This is a genomic window from Citrobacter portucalensis (assembly GCF_002042885.1).
Classification (GTDB): Bacteria; Pseudomonadota; Gammaproteobacteria; order Enterobacterales; family Enterobacteriaceae; genus Citrobacter; species Citrobacter portucalensis.
Genome location: NZ_MVFY01000002.1, coordinates 311,573 through 333,042 on the forward strand (window position 1 = coordinate 311,573; position 21,470 = coordinate 333,042).

Below are 21,470 nucleotides of genomic sequence, written 5' to 3' on the forward strand. Positions count from 1 at the left end.
CATGTTTTGTCACATCGTGTTTTATTTTTGGTTATTTTTTATTATATTCATTTGCCAGTCAAGTCTCATGTAATTGCATTCTATAAAATGTGTTTTTTTCTACATTGAGATATTAATGTTTACATTAATTGAATGTGATATTTGTTTGTTAATATATTAACGAGTTTATAAAAATAATGATGGTAATTAAGTGAGGTTACGGTGAGCAAATTACTCGGTGTGATCAAAGCAATTATTGGACAGGTTTACGTAGTTGATGCCAATGGTGCACAACGACTGGTTCATGAAGGCGACAGGGTATATAGCGGTGAAGAAATTGTGACCGGTGCCAGCGGCGCGGTAAGTATCTCTTTACCAGACGGAAAAACGCTGGATATAGGCCGTAATAGCCATTGGGGTGAGCACGGTCTACAGGCCAGCCATCATCCGGAAAGTAGTGCTCAGGATATTGCCGCCGCACAAAAGGCCATTGCCGATGGCGCTGACCCGACGCAGGTGCTGGAAGCCACCGCGGCGGGTAATGAAGCACCGGTAACATTAGAAGGTGGCGGCGGGGGGCACACTCTGGTTCAGCTTGAATTGACCGGGCAGGTGGTTGATCCGACAGCAGGTTTTAACACTAAAGGTCTGGGAAGCCCGAACTGGGATATCAATCTGCCGATAGGGGGAGTTACCGCAGGTTCCGCGAGTGTTTTCCCGCCTGAGGTACAAATTACCGAGTTTGCCGGCAACGACGGTTTCATTAACAAAAGCGAATTCCATCAGACCCATTTAAGCGGCACCAGTAATCAAAATCACATCACACTCACCTTCACCGATAGCCAAAAAAACACATTCACCGTTACTGTTCCAGTGAGCAACGGGCACTGGAATATTGATACCGATCTGGGGGGACTGGTCCCGGGAAATGTAACAGTGGTGGCAATAGCCACCGATGTGACGGGACGAACGGCAGAAAGTTTTGATCATGCGCTGATTGATATTACCGGACCACACATCGACATTACCGTTGATAACGTCACGCCGGATAACCTCATTAACTACGAAGAGTCGCGTCAACCGCAAACCCTGATCCACGGGTCGGTCGGCGGCGACACTAAACCCGGCGATATCGTTACTTTATTGGTTGATGGTAAAGAATATACCGGTGTTGTTACCGACCCAGGAAATGGGACTCTGACTTATACCATCCCGGTACTGACCCAGGGGTTACTGCATGAACCGAACATCCACGCCACGTTAACCTCTACTGACGACGCAGGAAATACCACCATTGTTTCCACTGATCATCATGTCGATAACGACCTGTATGCGCAAAATGCCGTGACCATTGAAACGGTGGCGAATGATGATGTCGTCAACGCTAATGAGTTTCGTATGCCGACCATTATTTCTGGCATTGCCAGCGGTGATGCGAAAGCGGGTGATCCGGTCACGTTGACCATTCAGGGCAAAGCGTTTCACGGCACGGTTTTCGACGATCATGGCCAGCTACGCTATGAAATCGTTGTGCCTTCCGCAACTCTCAAAGAGGGGGCTAACGATGTGCAGGTGACGCTGGTAAGCCATGACGCGGTAGGCAATGAAGCCACTGCCGTGACGCACCGCACCGTGGTACTGGACACCCAGGCGGCCAACGCCATCAGCATTGATACCGTGGCAGGGGATAATGTCGTGAACCGCAGTGAGTCGCGGATGCCGACGCTGATCAGCGGGGCGGTGACCGGGGATGCGCAGCCGGGCGATAACGTTGCGGTGGTGGTGAACGGCAGGACCTTTACCGGCCTGGTGGTGACCGATGAACACGGGGCGCTGCGCTATGAAGTGGCGGTGGACTCGTCGGTACTGACCGAAGGCAGTAACAATGTGGAAGTGACGGTGACCGGGGTGGATACGGCAGGCAACACCGCGGTGGCGGTGCAGCACACCACGGTGGTGCTGGACACTAAAGCGCATAACACCGTCAATATTCATGATGTCACCGCCGACAACACCCTGAACTTTACTGAGCTGTCGACGGCGAAGCAGACGATTGCCGGAAACGTGCGCGGGGAAGACGCGAAAGCGGGCGACCCGGTGCTGGTGGAAATTAACGGCCACCAGTATCACGGCCAGGTGATTGATACCGGGAAAAATACCCTCGGTTATCGCATCGAGGTGGATTCGGACGCATTCTCCGATAACCAGGGTCATGTGCTGAAAGAGGTGACGGTCCATGTCAGCGTCACCTCTCACGATGCGGCGGGCAACCTGGCGATTGCCACCAGCAGCCACGATGTGCATATCGACAACTTCGCGGAAAACACGGTACATATCGACACCGTCGCGAACGACAATGTGGTCAACGCCATTGAAAACCGCATGACCGCGCTGATAAGCGGCGTGGCAGGCGGCGATGCCAAAGCGGGGGATACCGTTACCGTCAGTGTACAGGGGCAGAATTTTACCGGGACGGTGGTCGAGGATAACGGCGAACTGCGCTACGAAGTGGCGGTGCCGGTCGGCACGCTGAAGGAAGGTAAAAATGCGGTGGTGGTGACGCTGGTCAGCCACGATGCGGTGGGTAACGAAGTGACCGCGCTGGCGCACCGTACCGTGGTGCTGGACACTAAAGCGCATAACACCGTCAATATTCATGATGTCACCGCCGACAACACCCTGAACTTTACTGAGCTGTCGGCGGCGAAGCAGACGATTACCGGAAACGTGCGCGGGGAAGACGCGAAAGCGGGCGACCCGGTGCTGGTGGAGATTAACGGCCACCAGTATCACGGCCAGGTGATTGATACCGGGAAAAATACCCTCGGTTATCGCATCGAGGTGGATTCTGCGGCGTTCTCTGACAACGTCGGTCATGTGCTGAAAGAGGTGACGGTCCATGTCAGCGTCACGTCTCACGATGCGGCGGGCAACCTGGCGATTGCCACCGACACCCACAGCGTGCATCTCGACAACTTCGCGGAAAACACGGTACATATCGATACCGTCGCGAACGACAATGTGGTCAACGCCATTGAAAACCGCATGACCACGCTGATAAGCGGCGTGGCAGGCGGCGATGCCAAAGCGGGGGATACCGTTACCGTCAGCGTGCGGGGGCAGAATTTTACCGGAACGGTGGTCGATGATAACGGCGAACTGCGCTACGAAGTGGCGGTGCCGGTCGGCACGCTGAAGGAAGGTAAAAATGCGGTGGTGGTGACGCTGGTCAGCCACGATGCGGTGGGTAATGAAGTGACCGCGCTGGCGCACCATACCGTGGTGCTGGACACTAAAGCGCATAACACCGTCAATATTCATGATGTCACCGCCGACAACACCCTGAACTTTACTGAGCTGTCGGCGGCGAAGCAGACGATTACCGGAAACGTGCGCGGGGAAGACGCGAAAGCGGGCGACCCGGTGCTGGTGGAAATTAACGGCCACCAGTATCACGGCCAGGTGATTGATACCGGGAAAAATACCCTCGGTTATCGCATCGAGGTGGATTCTGCGGTGTTCTCTGACAACGTCGGTCAGGTGCTGAAAGACGTGACGGTCCACGTCAGCGTCACTTCCCACGATGCGGCAGGTAACCTGGCAATTGCCACCAGCAACCACAACGTACATCTCGATAACTTCGCTGAAAACGCGGTGCATATTGATACCGTCGCGGGTGATGACCTTATTAATATCAAGGAGTTTTTAGCCAACGGCGGGATCACGCAAATTACCGGTACCGTAACCGGCGTGGATGCGAAGGTGGGGGATGCGGTTACCCTGGCACTGAAGGGCGGCGAGGTGATTCACAGTGTGGTTATCGCGCTGGCGGGCGGTGGACTGGGCTATAGCATCCCGGTAAATAGCCATAAGCTGGTAACTCATCCGGAATTTACGGTTTCTGTTACCTCTACGGATCCGGCAGGGAACAGCGTCACGCATTCTGAAACCAAAACCATCAGCGCCGATCTGTATACACAGTCGTATATCACCATTGATGACGTGACGGCTGATAACTTTATCAACATCAAGGAATCGACGGACAATCACGGCAAGACCACCATCAGTGGCACGGTGAGCGGAGATGCAAAAGAGCATGACACCGTTCAGCTGGTGATTAATGGTCAACACTATTCGGGGGAAGTGGAGAAGCTGGCGAACGGCAATCTGGTCTACCATATCCCGGTGGATACCCAGAACCTGGTCAACAACCCGGTGATTCATGCCAGCATCCATACCACGGACGAGCATGGCAACGAAATGACGGCGGTGACGAAACACCACGTTGGGCTGGATCTGGACGCCAGCGCCTCTATCGGCATCGATACCGTCGCAAGTGATGACATTATCAGTAAAGCCGAGTCCAACCTGCATAAGACGATCATCACGGGGCCGGTTGGCGGCGATGCGCAGAAAGACGATGTTGTCACCTTAACCTTCAATGGCAAAACCTATAGCGGCAAGGTCTTTGAACTGCCTGACCATTCGCTGGGTTACAGCATTGAAGTCAGCACCGATAATCTGAAAGATGGCAGCGACCAGAAGGTCCATGTCTCCATTTCAACCGTCGATGAACACGGTAACCCGTCAACGGTAACGCACGACCATATGGTGCATATCGATCTGCACGCGGAAGCGAGCATTACGATTGATAAGGTGACCGCCGATAACACCCTGAACCATAGCGAACTGAATATGGCTCAGCAACTCATCACCGGCACCGTCGATGGTGATGCGAAGCTTCACGACGTTGTCAGCCTTGAGATCAATGGCCACACGTTTACGGGTGAAGTCATTACGCTGAATAACGGTCAACTGGGCTACCAAATCCCGGTCGATTCGTCGGCGTTCAGCAACAACCAGGGCCACCAGGATAAAAACGTCAACATCAGGGCGACGGTTGTCTCGCATGATGCGGTAGGCAACGAAGTGACGGCGATCAGCAACCACAGCGTGCATATCGACAACTTTGCGGTAAACCAGGTGCATATTGATACCGTCGCGGGTGATGACGTTATTAATATCAAGGAGTTTTCCGCCAACGGCGGTATCACGCAAATTACCGGTACCGTTACCGGCGCGGATGCGAAAGTGGGGGATGCGGTTACTCTGGCGCTGAAGGGCGGCGAGGTGATTCACAGTGTGGTTATCCCGCTGACAGGCGGCGGGCTGGGCTTTAGCTTCCCGGTCAATACTCATATGCTGATGACCCACCCGCAAATTACCGTTTCCGTAACTTCCTCGGATGCGGCGCATAATAGTGTCACCAGTCAGAATACCCTGACCATTAGCAACGATATGTACACGCAATCGCATATCACCATTGATGGTGTGACGGATGATAACTTCATCAACATCAAGGAATCGACGGACAATAACGGCAAGACCACCATCAGCGGCTCGGTGAGCGGCGATGCAAAAGAGCACGATATCGTTGAGCTGGTGATTAATGGCCAACATTATTCGGGGGAAGTGGAGAAGCTGGCAAACGGTGGCCTCGGCTACCATATCCCGGTGGATACCCAGAACCTGGTCAACAACCCGGTGATTCATGCCAGCATTCATACCACGGACGATCATGATAACGAAACCACGGCAACTGCGGAGCGTACCGTGGGGCTGGATCTGAACGCCAGCGCCTCTATCGGCATCGATACCGTCGCAAGTGATGACATTATCAGCAAAGCTGAGTCTCAGTTGCACAAGACGACGATTACAGGGGCAGTCGGCGGCGATGCGCAGAAAGACGATGTTGTCACCTTAACCTTCAATGGCAAAACCTATAGCGGCAAGGTCTTTGAACTGCCTGACCATTCGCTGGGTTACAGCATTGAAGTCAGCACCGATAATCTGAAAGATGGCAGCGACCAGAAGGTCCATGTCTCCATTTCAACCGTCGATGAACACGGTAACCCGTCAACGGTAACGCACGACCATATGGTGCATATCGATCTGCACGCGGAAGCGACGATTACGATTGATCCGGTGACGGATGATAACGTACTCAACCATTTCGAGTTGGACAAGACCTGGCAGTTGGTTAGCGGCGTCGTGGGTAAAGACGCCCAGGTTGACGATGATGTGCGCGTTGAGATTAACGGTAACACCTATACCGGCAAGGTTATCGTTCTGGGCAACGGTCAATTGGGGTATCAAATCCCGGTTCTGTCCTCTGACTTTAGCGACAACCAGAGCAACCAGGACAAAGATGTCACCTTCAAGGCTACCGTAACGTCGCACGATGCCGTGGGGAACGAAGTTGTCAAGTCCACGACGCATACAGTAAAAATTGATAACCACGCCCAGGCAGGGATTACCATTGATACCGTGGCGGGCGACAATATGATTAACGGCGCCGAGTCCACAAAACACACCACCGAAGTGATGGGTACCGTTTCTGGTGATGTGCACATGGGCGATAAAGTGATCGTTACCATCAATGGTCACCACTACGACGCAACTGTCCAGAAACTCCCGGAGCACAATAATGCGCTGGGCTATAAGCTGGATGTGCTGACGGGCGATCTGGTGAAAGATCCGCATATTTTTGCGCAGGTAGTTGGAGTAGATCGTGCTGGCAACCAGCAGAGAGCTGAAACCACGCATGATTTGTCGGTGGATTTGCACGCGAAAGCGCTGCTGACTATCGATCCGGTTACTGGCGACAATATGATTAACGGTGCGGAGTCGCATGATCAGTTTACGATGGTCACCGGCAAAGTCGGCGGTGATGTGCATGTGAACGACATCGTGTATCTGACCGTCAATGGTCACACTCTGACCGGGAAAGTCATCGATCAGGGTGGGCATCTCGGGTATAGCATCAAAGTCAGTACTGCCGATCTGCTGTCCGATCCGCATTTAACGGCCACCGTTAGCACCACCGATGTTGCGGGCAACCCGGCGACGGCCAATGCTGAGACCACGGTGGTGATCGATACCCGCATCGACGCGACGATTACAATCGACGACGTTACGCCAGACAACACGCTGAATTATGACGAGCAGCATCAGACCACTACGGTTGTGAGCGGCACCGTGACCGGCGAAGTTCAAAAAGGCGACCCGCTGGTCATGACCATCAACGGCGTCACTTATAAAGGTTCGGTGGACGATATCAATGGCCATCTGGGCTACCGTATTATCGTCAATACCGCCGATCTGGTCGCCAACCCGCATATTGAAGTCACCATGGACGTTACCGATGCGGCGAAGAACCATGCGCACGTGGTGGCGCACCATGACGTTAATCTGGACGACCGGGCTTTTGCTGCGATCACCATCGATCGCGTGACGGGTGATAACGTTCTGAACGGTACTGAACTGCAGGCACCGAAAACGATCATCAGCGGCACGGTGGGCGGCGACGCGCACAAGGGAAATATCGTTCACTTGGTAATTGACGGCAATACGGTTGATGCGACGGTGGTCGAACTGCCGAAGCTGGGGACGCTGGGCTATAGCGTCGAGGTGGATACCCAGTGGTTGAAAAACGATCCAAATATTACGGCGACGATTAGCACCCATGATGCCGCAGGAAATACCGCGACGGCGGATGCGACAAGCACGGTGAAAATTGACGATCGCGCCGAGGCTATCGTCCATATTGACCCGCTGGTGACGGATCATAATGATGATGTTATCAGCTACAAAGATGCGCATAACCCGCTGACCACCGTGACCGGTACCTTGGGTGGCGATGTACGAGTGGGGGATCTGGTTGAACTGACCATCAACCATCAGACCTACTATGCCCCGGTGCAGGATGGCAGCAACGGCCAGCACGTGTTCAGCACTCAGGTTTCAACGCTCGATCTGCTGATGGACCCGAATATCCATGCTGAAGTGACGGCAAAGGATGCAGCTGGCAACGTTGCGCGCGGGCATGATGATAGGCCGGTGGAGATTGATACCGTTGCTCAGATTGGCATCACTATTGACTCAGCTAAAAACTGGGTTCCGCAAGACCTTGCTGCTGGAGCCAGACCTGATTATGTAACGGTTGTGGGACATGTTGATCATGATGCGCAATTCGGCGATCTTATCCATATTGACGTAGGTCATGGAAACAGATTGGACACCACCGTTATCACCTTACCGGATGGGAAGCTGGGATACACACTGAACATTAGCACTGATTATTGGGATGATGACGGCAATATTACTGTAACTGTCATTGGCCACGACAATCATGGCAATGTCGCTATGGCGGTGGCACATCAATATTATGACCTACCTTGGGTAGCACAAATTCCTGTTGCTGGCGGTAGCAGTTTTAATACCAATTTGACGCCAATCACTACATCTACAACCGGCACGGGAACCTCGCTGCCACAGAAACCGCATGTCCACCTCACCGTCGATCCGGTGACGGGCGATGATGTAATCAACCAAGTTGAAGAGGGTAAATCCACTACGCCGATTCGTGGTCTGATAACTGGGGATGTAAGCGTCAATGATACGGTTATTGTCACCATTAACGGCAATCAATACCCTGGCAAAATGATCGCGATTCCTGGCCTGCCGGGTGAATTAGGCTATCAGGTTGATGTTCCTACCGACGTACTTAAGGCGCACCCGACATTTGAGGTATCAATTACCGTCAGTAACTCCGCGGGTAGCGACACCTCGAGCGTGCTGAAAACCATTCAGGTCGATATCGATAACCCAGTCCACATCACCATGGACAATGTCGCCGGTGATGACGTTATCAATGGTTCGGAAGCGAAAAGCGGCACAATAACGATCAGCGGTACGGTCAGCGGCGAAGGCATCCATGACGGTAGCGTAGTCTCGCTGCAGGTGAATGGTAATACTTTAACCGCTGTGGTACATGCAGGCACCACGGGATGGGTCTGGTCGCAGGATGTCAGCATCAACGATCTGCGTAATAACCCGGACATTACCGCGTCGGTAAGCGCTACCGATGCTGCCGGAAACACTGGTACTGACTCGACGTCGAAGCACGTTGAGGTCGATCTCAACGCTGATGCGGGCGTTACGATTGATAACATCACAACTGATAACGTACTGAACTCGCAAGAAGTTGGACAAGCAAAGACCACGGTGAGTGGTTCCGTTTCCGGCGATGTTAAACCCGGTGAAAACGTGACCTTGACGGTCAATGGTCATGATTACAATGCCGTTATTAATGCAAGTAATCACTACACAGTTGATGTAAATACGTCAGACCTGGTAGCTGACCATACCATCGACGCTAAAGTGACCGGCCACGACAAGGCTGGCAACGTTCAGGACACCAGTATCATCAAAGCGTTTTCTGTCGATACCACGGCATCGGCAGCGGTAACGGTTAATACCGTGGGCGGTGACGACGTTATCAATGCCGCTGAGATTCAGGCTGGCAAGGTTGAAGTCAGCGGTACCGTGGATGGTGACGTACACAAAAACGACAAGGTCTATATCACCGTTAATGGCAACCAGGTTGAGGCCACTGTCATTGAGCTGCCGCATATGAACGGGCAGTTGGGGTATAAAGCATTCGTGAGTACCACGGATCTTCAGGCCGATCCGACTATTCATGTCAGCGTGACGGGTCATGATACGGCAGGCAATATCCAGACTGCGACGTATGACAAAATCGTGATAATTGACGAGCGCGTGGATGCGACAATTGTCCTGGACCCAGTGTCCAATGATGACGTGCTGAATAACGTTGAAGCCGGGAAACCGACCACCATCATCACCGGTTCTGTGACCGGCGACGTTGAGGTCGGCGATCAGGTTACCGTCACCGTCAATGGCAAAGATCTGCCGGCGATAGTCTCCGACAGCGGCGGTAAGAAGGTGTTCCGCGTTGAAGCCAGTACGGTTGATTTGGTTCACAACCAGCATATTACCGCCCATGTCGTCGCCCATGACGATGCCGGTAACCGCCAGCAGATTTATACCGATAAGACGATCCTCATCGACCGCGTGGCTTCAGGTACCGTCGACATTGACAGCGTCACGGCGGATAACGTCCTCAACCACCAGGAGCTGTCGGGGCAGAAGGTGACCATCACCGGCCATGTCGGCGGTGACGCGCAGCTTTATGATCCGGTTACCTTGACCATCGGCGGGCATAAGTATCAAGGGAGCGTCATCACCCTGAGCGGCGGCGGTCTGGGCTATCAGATTGACGTGGATTCGGCGGTTCTACGTAGTGATGCGCACAAAGTTATTGACGTTGAGCTTACCGGCCATGACGCGCCGGGGAACCCGTTCACCGCAAAATCGACACATACCTATTCCATTGATGAGCAGGCCAACGGTGCAATTACCATTAATGACCACATCGCAGGCGACAACGTCGTTAACCTGAATGAATCGAAGTCAGACACGGTGATTAAATTTACGGTTTCCGGCGACACTCACCCGACCGATGTCGTTGATGTTAGCGTCAACGGCAACAACTTGAAGGCTTCGTTGGTACCTGGCTCCTCGACGGTTTATCAGGTTGCGGTTCCGGGAACGTATCTGAATGAGGGCGATAATAAGATTGAGGTGAAAACGACGTTACACGATGACGCAGGGAATACGTTAGACGTGCACGATCAGAAAAACGTGGTGCTGGATACTCATGCCGATGGTGCGATTACTATCAATGACGGCATCGCAGCAGATAACGTCGTTAACCTGAAAGAATCGCAGTCAGACACAGTGATTCGCTTTACGGTCTCCGGGGATACCCATTCTACCGATGTTGTTGAAGTGAATATCAACGGTCACCTTATGAAGGCTACGCTGGCACCTGGATCATCAACGGTTTATCAGGTTGCTGTCCAGAGCGCATATCTGAAGGAAGGTATCAATGATATTGATGTGAAAACGACGTTACACGACGACGCGGGTAATACAATCGATGTGAGCGATCACAAAACCATCGTCCTTGATACACACGCTGACGCCAGTATCGTGGTAGATAAGATCGCCGGTGATAACCACATCTCGCGTGCCGAATCACAGGATACCGTCACGCATATTACCGGCAGCGTGAGCGGTGATGTGAATGATGGCGATCATATTAAAGCGCTGGTAAATGGTCATCAGTACGATGCCATTCTTCATCAGGGCATTAATGGGTTGACCTATGACATTGAGGCCGATACCTCCGCATTCCGTGCCGGTCATAACCGCGTGAACGTATTGGTCGAGGCGCATGATAACCACGGTAATATTACGCCTTATAGCCAAACGTTGAACGTGACGATGGACGATCCTGCACCAGTGAAAGGGCATACGGTGGATAAAGGGAATCATGCTGCGATGCAGCATGCGCTGCATAACCTGTTCGACGACAACGCATTATCTCTGTCTTATGCACCAGCAGCGACCGGACACGGTCAGGCGACAGCGGTACTCAGCGCCGATGATAAGGCGAAGGGGGTGCTTGAAAAAGTCGATCTCAGCGATCTGGCGCGTGAACTGCATGAAGGTGTGGATATTGCGAAGTACATTCAAAGCGGCGGCGATCATCACCTGATCGCCAGTCCGGCAAAAGTGGCGCATGGAATAGATACCGCGCTGTCTACTCCGGCAAGCGGCGATCTGCATTCTCCGACCTACTCGTTGGATCACCTGATTGCTAAACCCGATCAAAACCACACTCACTAACGATTGCCTGCTGCCCTGTGTAAACAGGGCAGCAGCGTCATGCAAAATGAAAAGGCACTGATATGAATTCTGATTCATCTGCTGCAAACGTGCAGGCAGAAGGCGTGGCAAAAAGTCCTGAAAATGACAACCAGCAGGCTTTAGCGATGCTGCAAAAAAGCGACCTGGAGATGGTTCGCGTGCTCGACGATTTGATTTACCTGTTGATCCGTAAAGGCGTGATTGCTATTACCGATCTTCCAGCGATGGCGCAGGTTAAATTAATGAATCGCGCGAACGCGCGCCAGGAACTTGGCGGGTTAGAACAACTGCTTGGCAACGATGATCGTATATTTTAGCTGATGCAGGCAGTTTGTAGGCCGGATAAGCGTAGCGCCATCCGGCTATACAAAGGCGTATCAAGACGCCAGTTTTATCACAATGGTGCGGGCTCACCTAATAATTGCCCCATTGCACCATCAATCCCTAATTCTTGCAGCACCATAAGCTCACCTTCCGTTTCAACACGTTCGGCAATGAGCGGCAAATCAATACTGCGCGTGGCACTGCACAATACTTCAATAAACAAACGCTTATCATTTTCCTCATCAATTTTGCGGATATAGCTGCTGTCGATTTTCAGATAGGCAAGACCCCATTGCGACAGATGACCGATCATATCGAAACGGCTACCGAAGTGTTGCAGTCCCAGCGCGCAGCGATGCTGACCTACGGCTTTAACAAATGCCGCCATCTGATGGGGGCCTGGTAACTGATTTTCATCCAGTTCCAGAATCAGCTTGCTGGCTAATTTCGGTGAGTACCGTAACGGATTGAGCAGGTCTGCAATGGCGGTCGCGCTGGCGACAGAACTGCCAGAAATACTCAACGCTAGTTTTCCGGGCGCGGTTTTCAACTGGTTCAATGTGAGCTTCAACATGACTTTATCGAGTCGATGACTCCAGCCAAAGCGGTGGATCCAGGGCAAGAACCGCCCCGCGGTAATGGCGTTACCCTGCTCATCAATAATGCGCGACAGTACCTTGTAATGCAGGATTTTGTCCGGCTGGCGGCAATCGACCACCGGCTGATAAACCAACTGAAACTGTTGATTTGTCAGCGCATGCTCCAGGCGAACAAACCACAAATGCTGATCTTCTGTAGCTGCAGGTATTTCGGTGGTAGGAACGACCTGATGGTTGGTGTGTGTTTCCGCTTCAACCAGCAGGCGATCGGCCTGGATCAGCAATGACTGGGCATTTTCTCCGGCGCTGAATGGCACCATGCTGGTATAGGCAACCGGCTGTTGGTCTGACATTCCAGTAGCGTAAAAGGCCGTGAGTTTCTGAGACAATGAATTACACAGCTCCAGCATTTCTCCGTGCGTCACGCCAGGGCAGAGTAGGGCGAATTCACCGCCGCGAATGCGGGCGAGCGTGCTGTCGAGAGGGGCATACTTTTCTCTGTGCGCGTTCAGCAGGTTGGCGATGTTGAGCAACAGCTTATCAGTATGCGGTCCGCCAAAGCGCTGATTCAGGCCACCTAAATCCTGAACGCGAACCAGCATCAGATATCCTGGTGCCGTATCGGCATCACTCAGTCGCGCCTGGAGCTGCATATCGAATGCCCGGCGGTTAGCTACCCCGGTCTGGCTGTCGAGATAAGCTTCATTGTGCAGGCGTTCGCTGTAGATAGCTTGTTCTTCAAATAACGATTTAAGCTTAGCTGCCATTAAATTCATGGCGCCTACAACGCGGCGTAATTCCGGCGTTTTGGGTAACTCGTGGAGTGTCAGAAACTCGCGACGGGTAATAGCTTCGGATTGTTTTGCCATGTAATTGAGTGGGCGCAGCAGTTTGCGCAGCAGCAGAATACCGGCGATTAAGCAGGCAAGACTACAGGACAGCATCCACAACAGATTGCCTAAGGTATTGTCCCACAGACGCTGCACGGCAAAGATAGGATCGCTGGTCACTTCCACGCGAGCTGCCTGCTGCCAGCCGCGCATAATCGTTGCTTCACCGGTTTGCGGGGTGACATCCACCAGATCGACGAACCAACCGGGAACGTTGGGAATTGTCGCTACCGCGCTACGCTCAAGCATTATTTTGCCGTTTGCCAGATCGACGATGCGGATTTTTTTGTAGTAACCGCTATCGAAAATGGAGCTGACCATCAGCTCGATCATTGCCGGGTCGTTGACGTTGGGCGTCAGCGAAACGCCTAGCGCCGTTGCGGCATCCTGGGCATGTGAAAGGAGTTGGTTATTGGACTGATTGCGAGAACTCTCCAGCGTCACAATAAAATTGCCGCTGAACACAACCATCATAAAGAGAGAGATTGCCAGAAGTAACTGTTTAAAAAGAGACACGGGCGATTCCTATTTATCCATCGGGAAGCCTTCTTCCCGCATTTTGGTGAAAACTTGCTGCCAGCGAGAAAGCCTCTTGCTGTCCCCAACGCGTTTATTGTTTTGATTGCCGGGAAGCCAAAGGCCGGTGTTGTTAAAGGAGTAGACGGGTAATAGATCCATGCGCTGCGTCGCAGGCGAAATGGTGCTGGTCAGACTGTCGAGTACCAGAGGAATCGCCTCAGGGGTGGCGTACCAGGTCAGCACCATGTGTGCGCGGTTTAAACGCAGGGCTTTAACATAGGTGATGCGAAGTTTGTCTTCGGATACTCCCAACTGGCGGAGGGTGAAATATTTGGCGATCGCGTAGTCTTCACAATCTGCCTCACCCTTGCGCAGCGACTCGATAGGGGTCGCCCAGTAATCGACGTTATGCCAGACATCAATATCTTCGGTATAGCGGATCTTCTCGTTAAAGAATTGGTTTACGGCGCGTAATTGCGTTTGCTCGTCAGCATTACGCAACTGGAGCAGAAGCTGTTGCCAGGCGTGGATCCGTTGCTGTGCTTCTGGTGTTGCCGGGCCATATAGCGCATCGGACTTTTGTTGAATATTGGCAAAATCCCAGGCCGCGCGTAGCGAATGGACTGACAGCAATAGCAGCAGCGCCCCGGGGATTTTCCACAGGCGTAGCAGGCGGTGGCGTAAGCAGCGGCGGATAATGTTCAATGGCTATGCTGGCAACTGCCCGGTGACGGGTTTTTCATCTTTTCGCAGGACCAGGGGGACAACCACTTTTTACGTAATTGCACGTTGGCCGGCGAGGCAAAAAAATCTTTCAGCGTACTGTCAACAAACGTCACAAACTGCGGATCGTTTTTCCTCATCATAATGGCATAGTGCATCTCATTGCCGATGCTCTCAGAAGAGACGCTGAACAGTTCAGGTTGCTCGCTATGATTAATCAGCGGCCAGGCCAGAATGTCATCGACAAAGAAAGCGGCGGATTCATTATGCGCCATTTTCTCAAATGCGCCGTTTATGGTGGTGGTGGTAATCGTTGAAATATTAAGGTGTTGCTCTCTGTTGGCTTTATTAAATTCCAGCAAATCTTTAGAGCTACCGGTCAGACTTACCGTGCGTCCTTTTAGATCGGCAATTGAATTTATATTATTTTTACGCAAAGAGATGATGCGCATTTTCGCGGTGTAGTAGTTGAGCGAAAATGAAACGCTGGAGGTCCGCTCCGGTGCGTTAGTATTTACACCACAGTCCATATCTATTTTCCGTGTGTTTAATGCGGAGAAGCGTTCTGCAAAATTCACGGGAATATAATGAATGGTTAAGCTGTTGAGCTTCAAATACTGGCGCAACTTATCGGCAATCATGTTACATACCGCGATGGTATAACCCGTGACTTTGCCATTGTGGTCAGTAAAAGAAAACGGTGGCAGCTGGCGATAACCCACGTTGAGCACGCTGCTGTTCTGAATATGATCGAGCGTCGCGGCGTTCTGCTGCGCCATCAGCGCGGGGGTGATACCGATGCCTGCCAGTAAAAACAGCCATTGCACTATGCGGTTCACCCTTGTCATCTCACGATTAATTATATTTTTCATAATCAAAACTGATCTTCTTTTTAGCAGACGTTAATGCTTTCAGGTTATCTGACATGGGAATGTTTAAATTAATGGCTTTCGGCGGAATCGGTGACTGAAACCATTTATTGTACAGCGCAGTAAATTCGTTGCTGGCCATCAGCGAGGAGAGAGTGTCATCAACAAATTCTTTAAATTCTTTATCGTGTAACGGGAGTAACAAGCCGGCCGGTAGCGGGGCGCTGAGCGCAATGTCGGAAAGTTTATAGTCTCCAGGATTAGGCGTTTGCGCGATCATCCCTTTGAGTAAAACCGTACTGGAGATCAGTGCAGAATACTCACCATTCTTCAGTTCATTGAAGGCGGTAATGTTGTTGGTATCGAGTTGAATATTAATATCCAGGTCATTGGCGGCATTCACTTTTTGCAGTTGCTCAACGTAAATCGTGCCGCTTTTTACCAGTACGCTATGTCCGGAAAGCTCTGCCAGATTGTCGTTGCTTTCATTTTTACGCATGACGAAGCGGGTACTTGAAAAATAAAACGGAAGCGAGAACTCGCTAATGCTGTGGCGACTTTTCGAATAAAAGGCCGGGATACACATGATGTCTGCCATGTGATTTTTAATCAGGACAAACTGCGATGCTGAGTTAGCTTTTACCCACTCGACCTTCAGGTTTTTAAGCTGAAGTTTTGTCTTGAGCGCGCTGACGATACTGTTGCAAATATCAATGGAATAGCCGGCAGGTACGTTGCCATTCTGCCATGAGAAAGGAAACGCATCATCCTGATAACCAAGGGTAATGCTTTTCTTGCTGGCGATTTGCTCCAGCGTGTGCAACGGCAGGGCTGAGCCTGCTAAGCATGGCGTTGCTGAAACTATTAACAGGACAAAAATCGTCAGCATGCGCTTTACCGGGCGAAAGAAGTCAGACATTGCACAGTCCTTCTTCAATGACCTCTTTGGCAAATGCGGAAAGCACTTCACGCTCGCGCAGCGGATAGCTAAAGAAATAGCCCTGAACATTCTGGCACTCAATGTCGCGCAGAATGTCACGCTGCTGCGCGGTTTCTACCCCTTCAGCGGTGACCGACATATTGTACTTATGGGCAAACTGAATCAGCATCACAATCAAATACTGACTGGCATTATCTTGCTGGAGCTTATCGACCAGCGTGCGCGCTATCTTGATGCGAGTGAAAGGATAGATCAGCAGATAATCCAGTGCCGCGTAGCCGGTGCCTAAATCATCCATCGCGATTTCAATGCCCAGAGAGCGAATCTCTTGCAGCACGGGTAAGGCAATCGACTTATCCAGCTTTTCGGATTCGGTAATTTCTATTTCAAGACGTTCGGCTGAAAGTTGACTGATGCGTAACGCATCTTTGATAACGTCAACCAGTCCTGGGCTGTGCAGTTGGTAGGCCGATATATTGACGGCTACCCTGATACGCTCCGGCCATTTGGCAGCGGCTTCACAGGACTGACGAATAATCCATTCGCCCAAACGGACAATCAGACCGGAGTTCTCGGCGATGTTGATAAAATAATCAGGGTAAATCAGACCCTTGGTGGGATGATTCCAGCGTATCAGCGATTCGTAGCCATATACGCTTTCATCTTCCAGATTGATGATTGGCTGGTAATGAAGCTCGAATTCCTTGTTATCAATACCATCGATGATTTCCTGATTAATAAACAGGCTGTGGGTATGCTTCATCACCATGCCGTCTTCGAAGAAATGGAAGCAACCCCGGCCATGATGTTTTGAGGCGTACATGGCAAGGTCGGCATTGATCATCAACGTCGAGGTATTATTGCCCTGATACGGCGCGGTGGTGATACCGATACTGCAGCTGATGGAAAAAGTATGCGTACTCCAGGTAAACGGGGTGCTCAGCGCACGAATAATCCGCTTCGCCAGCCGATTCGCTTCTTTGATGGCGTTATCGCTGACATGTTGCAGAATGGCGAATTCATCACCGCCCAGACGCGCTGCGATATCGTTAGGTCCCAGCAAGAGCTGCAGGCGCTGGGCAACGCTGATTAACAGCTCATCGCCCGCTTTATGACCAAAGGTGTCGTTTACTGGTTTGAAGTTGTCGAGGTCAATCAACAGCAGGTTAAATGGTTTTTCGTCCTGATGGATTTCACTGACGCGTTTATCTAACGCCTGGCCAAACGAAACGCGGTTGGGTAATCCGGTCAGTGAATCATGATGGGCCATATGCTCCATCTTTTGCGACATTTCATGCATTCGTTGCAGATAGCCGCGTTCTTTCATGGCGACGCGCAATTTTTCAATCGCCCCGGCCAGATGTCCAATCTCATCGTCCTGATCAAGATAGGGCGTTATACAGTCCGTCTCTTCATGGGCGATGCGGGTAAGGGAGTTAATCAGCAGCGGAACCGGACGGAATAAACGGCGCATAAACATCGTGACCAGTGCCAGCGTTACCAGCAAAATCAGGACGAAAATGATACTGCTTTTTTTCAGCATCGCATCGTAGGTGGCGTAGAGATCGCTTTTTTTTCCAATGCTGCTAATCAGGCTACCGAGGATCTCACCTGAAGGCGTCAAAATAGGAACGGCGCTGATAAAGCACTCTTCGCCATTAATTTGGGCGAAGCCAACATAGTAGTTACCCAGCACATCGCGCGGCAGACGACCGGGGAAAGAGATGATCCCTTCACCCTCTTCTGACTTGTTGTTGATGCCAACAAACCCTTTCTCCGGCGTATACAGAAACAACCAGGTGGGGCTATGGGTCTGTACTGATGCCAGTGCCAGGACGTCAACCGGGTTATAACCGGTTTGCATAATAGAGTCGGTGTCACCAATCTGTCTGTCGGAGACAATGCGGGATATCTGCCCTGCGTCGCTGGTTTCGACCGAAACGGTGGTATACACGTTGCGGATGATGTAGGTCATAATCTGTGCATTCGCTTCAGCCCGCTGTACCCACTGCTGATAAGAAAAGTTATCTATCAGGCTCCAGTTGGTAAACGCGCCAGCACTAAACGCAATAACGATACCCGCCAGCAAGAATTGCGTTATTTTGCCAGTGATTGAATGTTGCCACCCTTTTATTGCTTTAAGGGAAAACAGAGACTTTGCCACGGATTATGTTAATTCCTGAAAAGATTATTCGATACTAAAATTAATTTCTGTTATTACTTGATGGAATATTATTGTTGCAAATAAGTAGATGAAAGATGTGAAACGTAATGACGTAACAAATAACTAACATTGAACCATGGTGAGTAATGACAAAAATAACGGTATGCGAATATAGATAACGCTGCTCTTTTCGTCAATAGGCAAAAGTGTACATAAAAATACATTTTCTGAATGCCCCTTTCAGGATATTAATGTTGACATTCATGGTGCTTGAGAAGATTTTTTATACGTACTGGTTGGAGGTGTTGGGAAACTGACAAAGGCTTTTTTGTTTTTTACTAAACATCAATGAATTAGCAGTTTTTTGGACAGGCATTTTAGTGATTTCATCCCCGCCGGATGTCCATTTTTGTCTATAAATGGGTATTTATTTCCTGATTTGATATGAATAACATGCTCTCTTCATTATAGAACCTTATTTTATTTTCTCAGTGCGCGGTCAATGTTGACAATTTTGCTATGGTTCATCGGCTGACCCAAAAGGATTTGTTTGTGACATTCGAGTCTGGATTAAAGTCCTATTGGTATAGTGCATAGCGGATAAATTGATTTGGACGCAATAATAAATTCAAACACGATAAAAAACATTCGGGAATGGTGCCTGCCACTTGTCTTACCTGGCCTTTTTTACCCGCTGGCACAATATCTTAACGGTTATAGCATTCTCAATAATACTATTTTAACAGTTTACGATCTCAAGCTAGCCGTATTTTCTGCCGCATTGGTCTTGTTTGGTTTTCGGGTGTTGCCGGGATTTCTTCTGTTCCTGACGGTCATGTTTGTGGTCGGTCCGCAAAATGAACGGGTAGATGCGTTGTGCCTGATCATCGCGTCGACCTTAAGTTATGCCGCGTACCGCAAATTCACCGGCAGACGCAGCTGCGTTAGCTTTGGTCGCATCAAAATTAGCTTTAATCGTCTGCTCTGGCTTTGTGGCTACAACGTCCTGCTGTATCTGGTGTTCAGCAAACTCTTTGCAATGTTTGTCGCCCACGGACAACGCCCCGATGTGGATAACATTCCGGCGTTGAGTCTGGGCATGCTGGTACGTATTCAGGGGATCATCAACGGTTGCCTGACGGGGATCCCTTTATTTTACAAGATTTACCGCATCATTCGTCGACCGTCTTTCCTGCTGACCTTTCTGCGGGCCATTGCCGAACAGTGTAAAGGCAATGTCGGCGTCTACGGCGTTATATCCTGGTGCATCTTGCTGTTTTTTCTGATGTTCTTCTTAACATCACCGGATAATTTGGATGTTTTTTTCTCTATCTATAGCCTGATCCTGTTATTTCCGTTGATGTTGTGGGGAGCAATCAAGATTGGCCACTTGCTCACAATGCTGGTGTGGACGATCGTATTAATCATCTTAGGCAAACATAACGACAGCTATATCGCCAGCAATGTTAACTTCATGCTGCATCAGGCGCTGGTTTCGACGTTGATCTTTGTCTTTTCACTCACCATTGTGATCATGGGGGTACTGGCAAAATTTACCCGTCAGCGTTTTAACCAGGCGCTGCTGCTGGGGCTGACTGACCCGATGACAGGCATGGCAAATTTACGGGCGCTGAAGACGGAGCTATTTACCACTGAACGCGCGACCGTATGTCTGATACAGATCCCCGAGCTGGAGCTTTTTTCGCGTCGCTATGGTTTTCATTTCCGCGCCCGCTACCAGAAGATCCTTGCTGAGCATTTGCGCAGACATCTGGTGAAAAGCGAGAAAGTCTATTACCACGCGGGTTATGATCTGCTCATCCGGCTGGAAAATGGCACCTGGGAGCGGCTATGCGATCTGTATCAGGCCGCCAACAGTTTTCGTCTCTTTTACAACAACCATCGGTTGGGTTTTCGCAGTGGTTTGGGCTATTGCCTGATTAACGATCTGAGTGATGATATTTATCAGCTGGTGGGGAAACTGGGCATGGTGGCGGGTTTATCTCTCACCAACGGCAGGCCGGAAAACCTTGAGGCGCAGCATAGCCGGATCCTTGGCAACCACATTGTTGATAAAACGGAAATTCGCACTGCGCTGCAAAATGCGCTGGATAACAATGCGTTTGTCCTGATGGCACAGCCAATAGTCAGTACCCACGGTGAAGCGCCGTATCATGAAATATTGATCCGTATGCTTAACGAACGGGGTGAATTTATTCCACCGAACAGTTTCCTGCCGGTTGCTCATGATGCGGGGCTGGCACCGGATATCGATCTCTGGGTTATCGAAAACACCCTCAAATTTATGCGTAGCCACCCGCAGCGTTGTTTTTCTATTAACCTGGCACCAGTAACGGTGTGTCGTTCAAATATTGTCATGAAGATCACCCAACTCCTGCACGACTACGCGGTGGAGCCACAGCGGATTATTTTTGAAATAACGGAAGCAGATACGTTATCAGACAAAGAACAAACCGTGGAAACGCTACGTTTAATACGTCAGCTGGGATGTCGGGTGGCAATTGATGACTTTGGCACCGGGTTTGCGAGTCATGCGCGCTTGATGAACATCGAAGCAGATATCCTGAAAATAGATGGCTCTTTTATTCGACGGATCACCGAAAGTGAAATTAGTTACTACATCGTTGAGTCATTCTGCCGCGTTGCTGAAATGAAAAAAATGCAGGTGGTCGCTGAATTTGTCGAGAACGCCACTATTCAGGCCTGTCTGGAAAAAATGAATGTGGGCTGGTTACAGGGATATCACATTGGCAAACCTACGCCGCTGTTCACACTCGAATCACAGGGCGCTAGCTCCTGATGACC

Annotated in this window: 8 protein-coding genes; 3 read left to right on the top strand and 5 right to left on the bottom strand. The window is 50.8% G+C overall.

The annotated features are described in order from the left end of the window. Window positions 1-201: 201 nt before the first annotated feature. Together BZK40_RS04230 and BZK40_RS04235 are read left to right on the top strand one after the other, a co-directional pair. Window positions 202-11,595 (top strand): retention module-containing protein, encoded by an 11,394-nt coding sequence (locus tag BZK40_RS04230; protein ID WP_079934211.1) that lies wholly within the window; start codon window positions 202-204, stop codon window positions 11,593-11,595. A 62-nt stretch (window positions 11,596-11,657) separates the two neighbouring features. Continuing rightward, window positions 11,658-11,933 (top strand): hypothetical protein, encoded by a 276-nt coding sequence (locus BZK40_RS04235; protein WP_079934212.1) that lies wholly within the window; start codon window positions 11,658-11,660, stop codon window positions 11,931-11,933. Between the two features lie 77 nt (window positions 11,934-12,010). Here the strand turns inward: BZK40_RS04235 and lapD are convergent, their stop codons facing one another. Genes lapD through BZK40_RS04260 form a run of 5 tightly spaced genes read right to left on the bottom strand, consistent with a single transcriptional unit; the run spans window position 12,011 to window position 18,644 of the window. Continuing rightward, complete coding sequence (gene lapD / locus BZK40_RS04240) at window positions 12,011-13,945, bottom strand: cyclic di-GMP receptor LapD (RefSeq protein ID WP_008785657.1); 1,935 nt, start codon at window positions 13,943-13,945, stop codon at window positions 12,011-12,013. Window positions 13,946-13,954: 9 nt separating this feature from the next. Continuing rightward, window positions 13,955-14,647 carry a cysteine protease LapG gene (gene lapG, locus BZK40_RS04245; protein ID WP_410734578.1) on the bottom strand — a complete coding sequence of 231 codons (693 nt, stop codon included), beginning with the start codon at window positions 14,645-14,647 and terminating at the stop codon, window positions 13,955-13,957. 2 nt (window positions 14,648-14,649) lie between these two features. Further along, window positions 14,650-15,519, bottom strand: a complete 870-nt coding sequence (locus BZK40_RS04250; protein ID WP_234096605.1) for a transporter substrate-binding domain-containing protein — start codon at window positions 15,517-15,519, stop codon at window positions 14,650-14,652. Between the two features lie 7 nt (window positions 15,520-15,526). Then, the gene (locus BZK40_RS04255; RefSeq protein ID WP_032944786.1) at window positions 15,527-16,459 is read right to left on the bottom strand and encodes an amino acid ABC transporter substrate-binding protein; all 933 of its coding nucleotides are present in this window, start codon (window positions 16,457-16,459) and stop codon (window positions 15,527-15,529) included. Continuing rightward, window positions 16,452-18,644: a putative bifunctional diguanylate cyclase/phosphodiesterase gene (locus tag BZK40_RS04260; protein WP_032944783.1), complete on the bottom strand. Its 2,193-nt coding sequence runs from the start codon at window positions 18,642-18,644 to the stop codon at window positions 16,452-16,454. Before BZK40_RS04260 ends, BZK40_RS04255 begins: the two co-directional genes overlap by 8 nt. 610 nt (window positions 18,645-19,254) lie before the next feature. Here BZK40_RS04260 and BZK40_RS04265 point away from each other — a divergent pair. Next, window positions 19,255-21,465, top strand: a complete 2,211-nt coding sequence (locus BZK40_RS04265; protein WP_079934215.1) for a sensor domain-containing phosphodiesterase — start codon at window positions 19,255-19,257, stop codon at window positions 21,463-21,465. The last annotated feature ends 5 nt before the right edge of the window (window positions 21,466-21,470 follow it).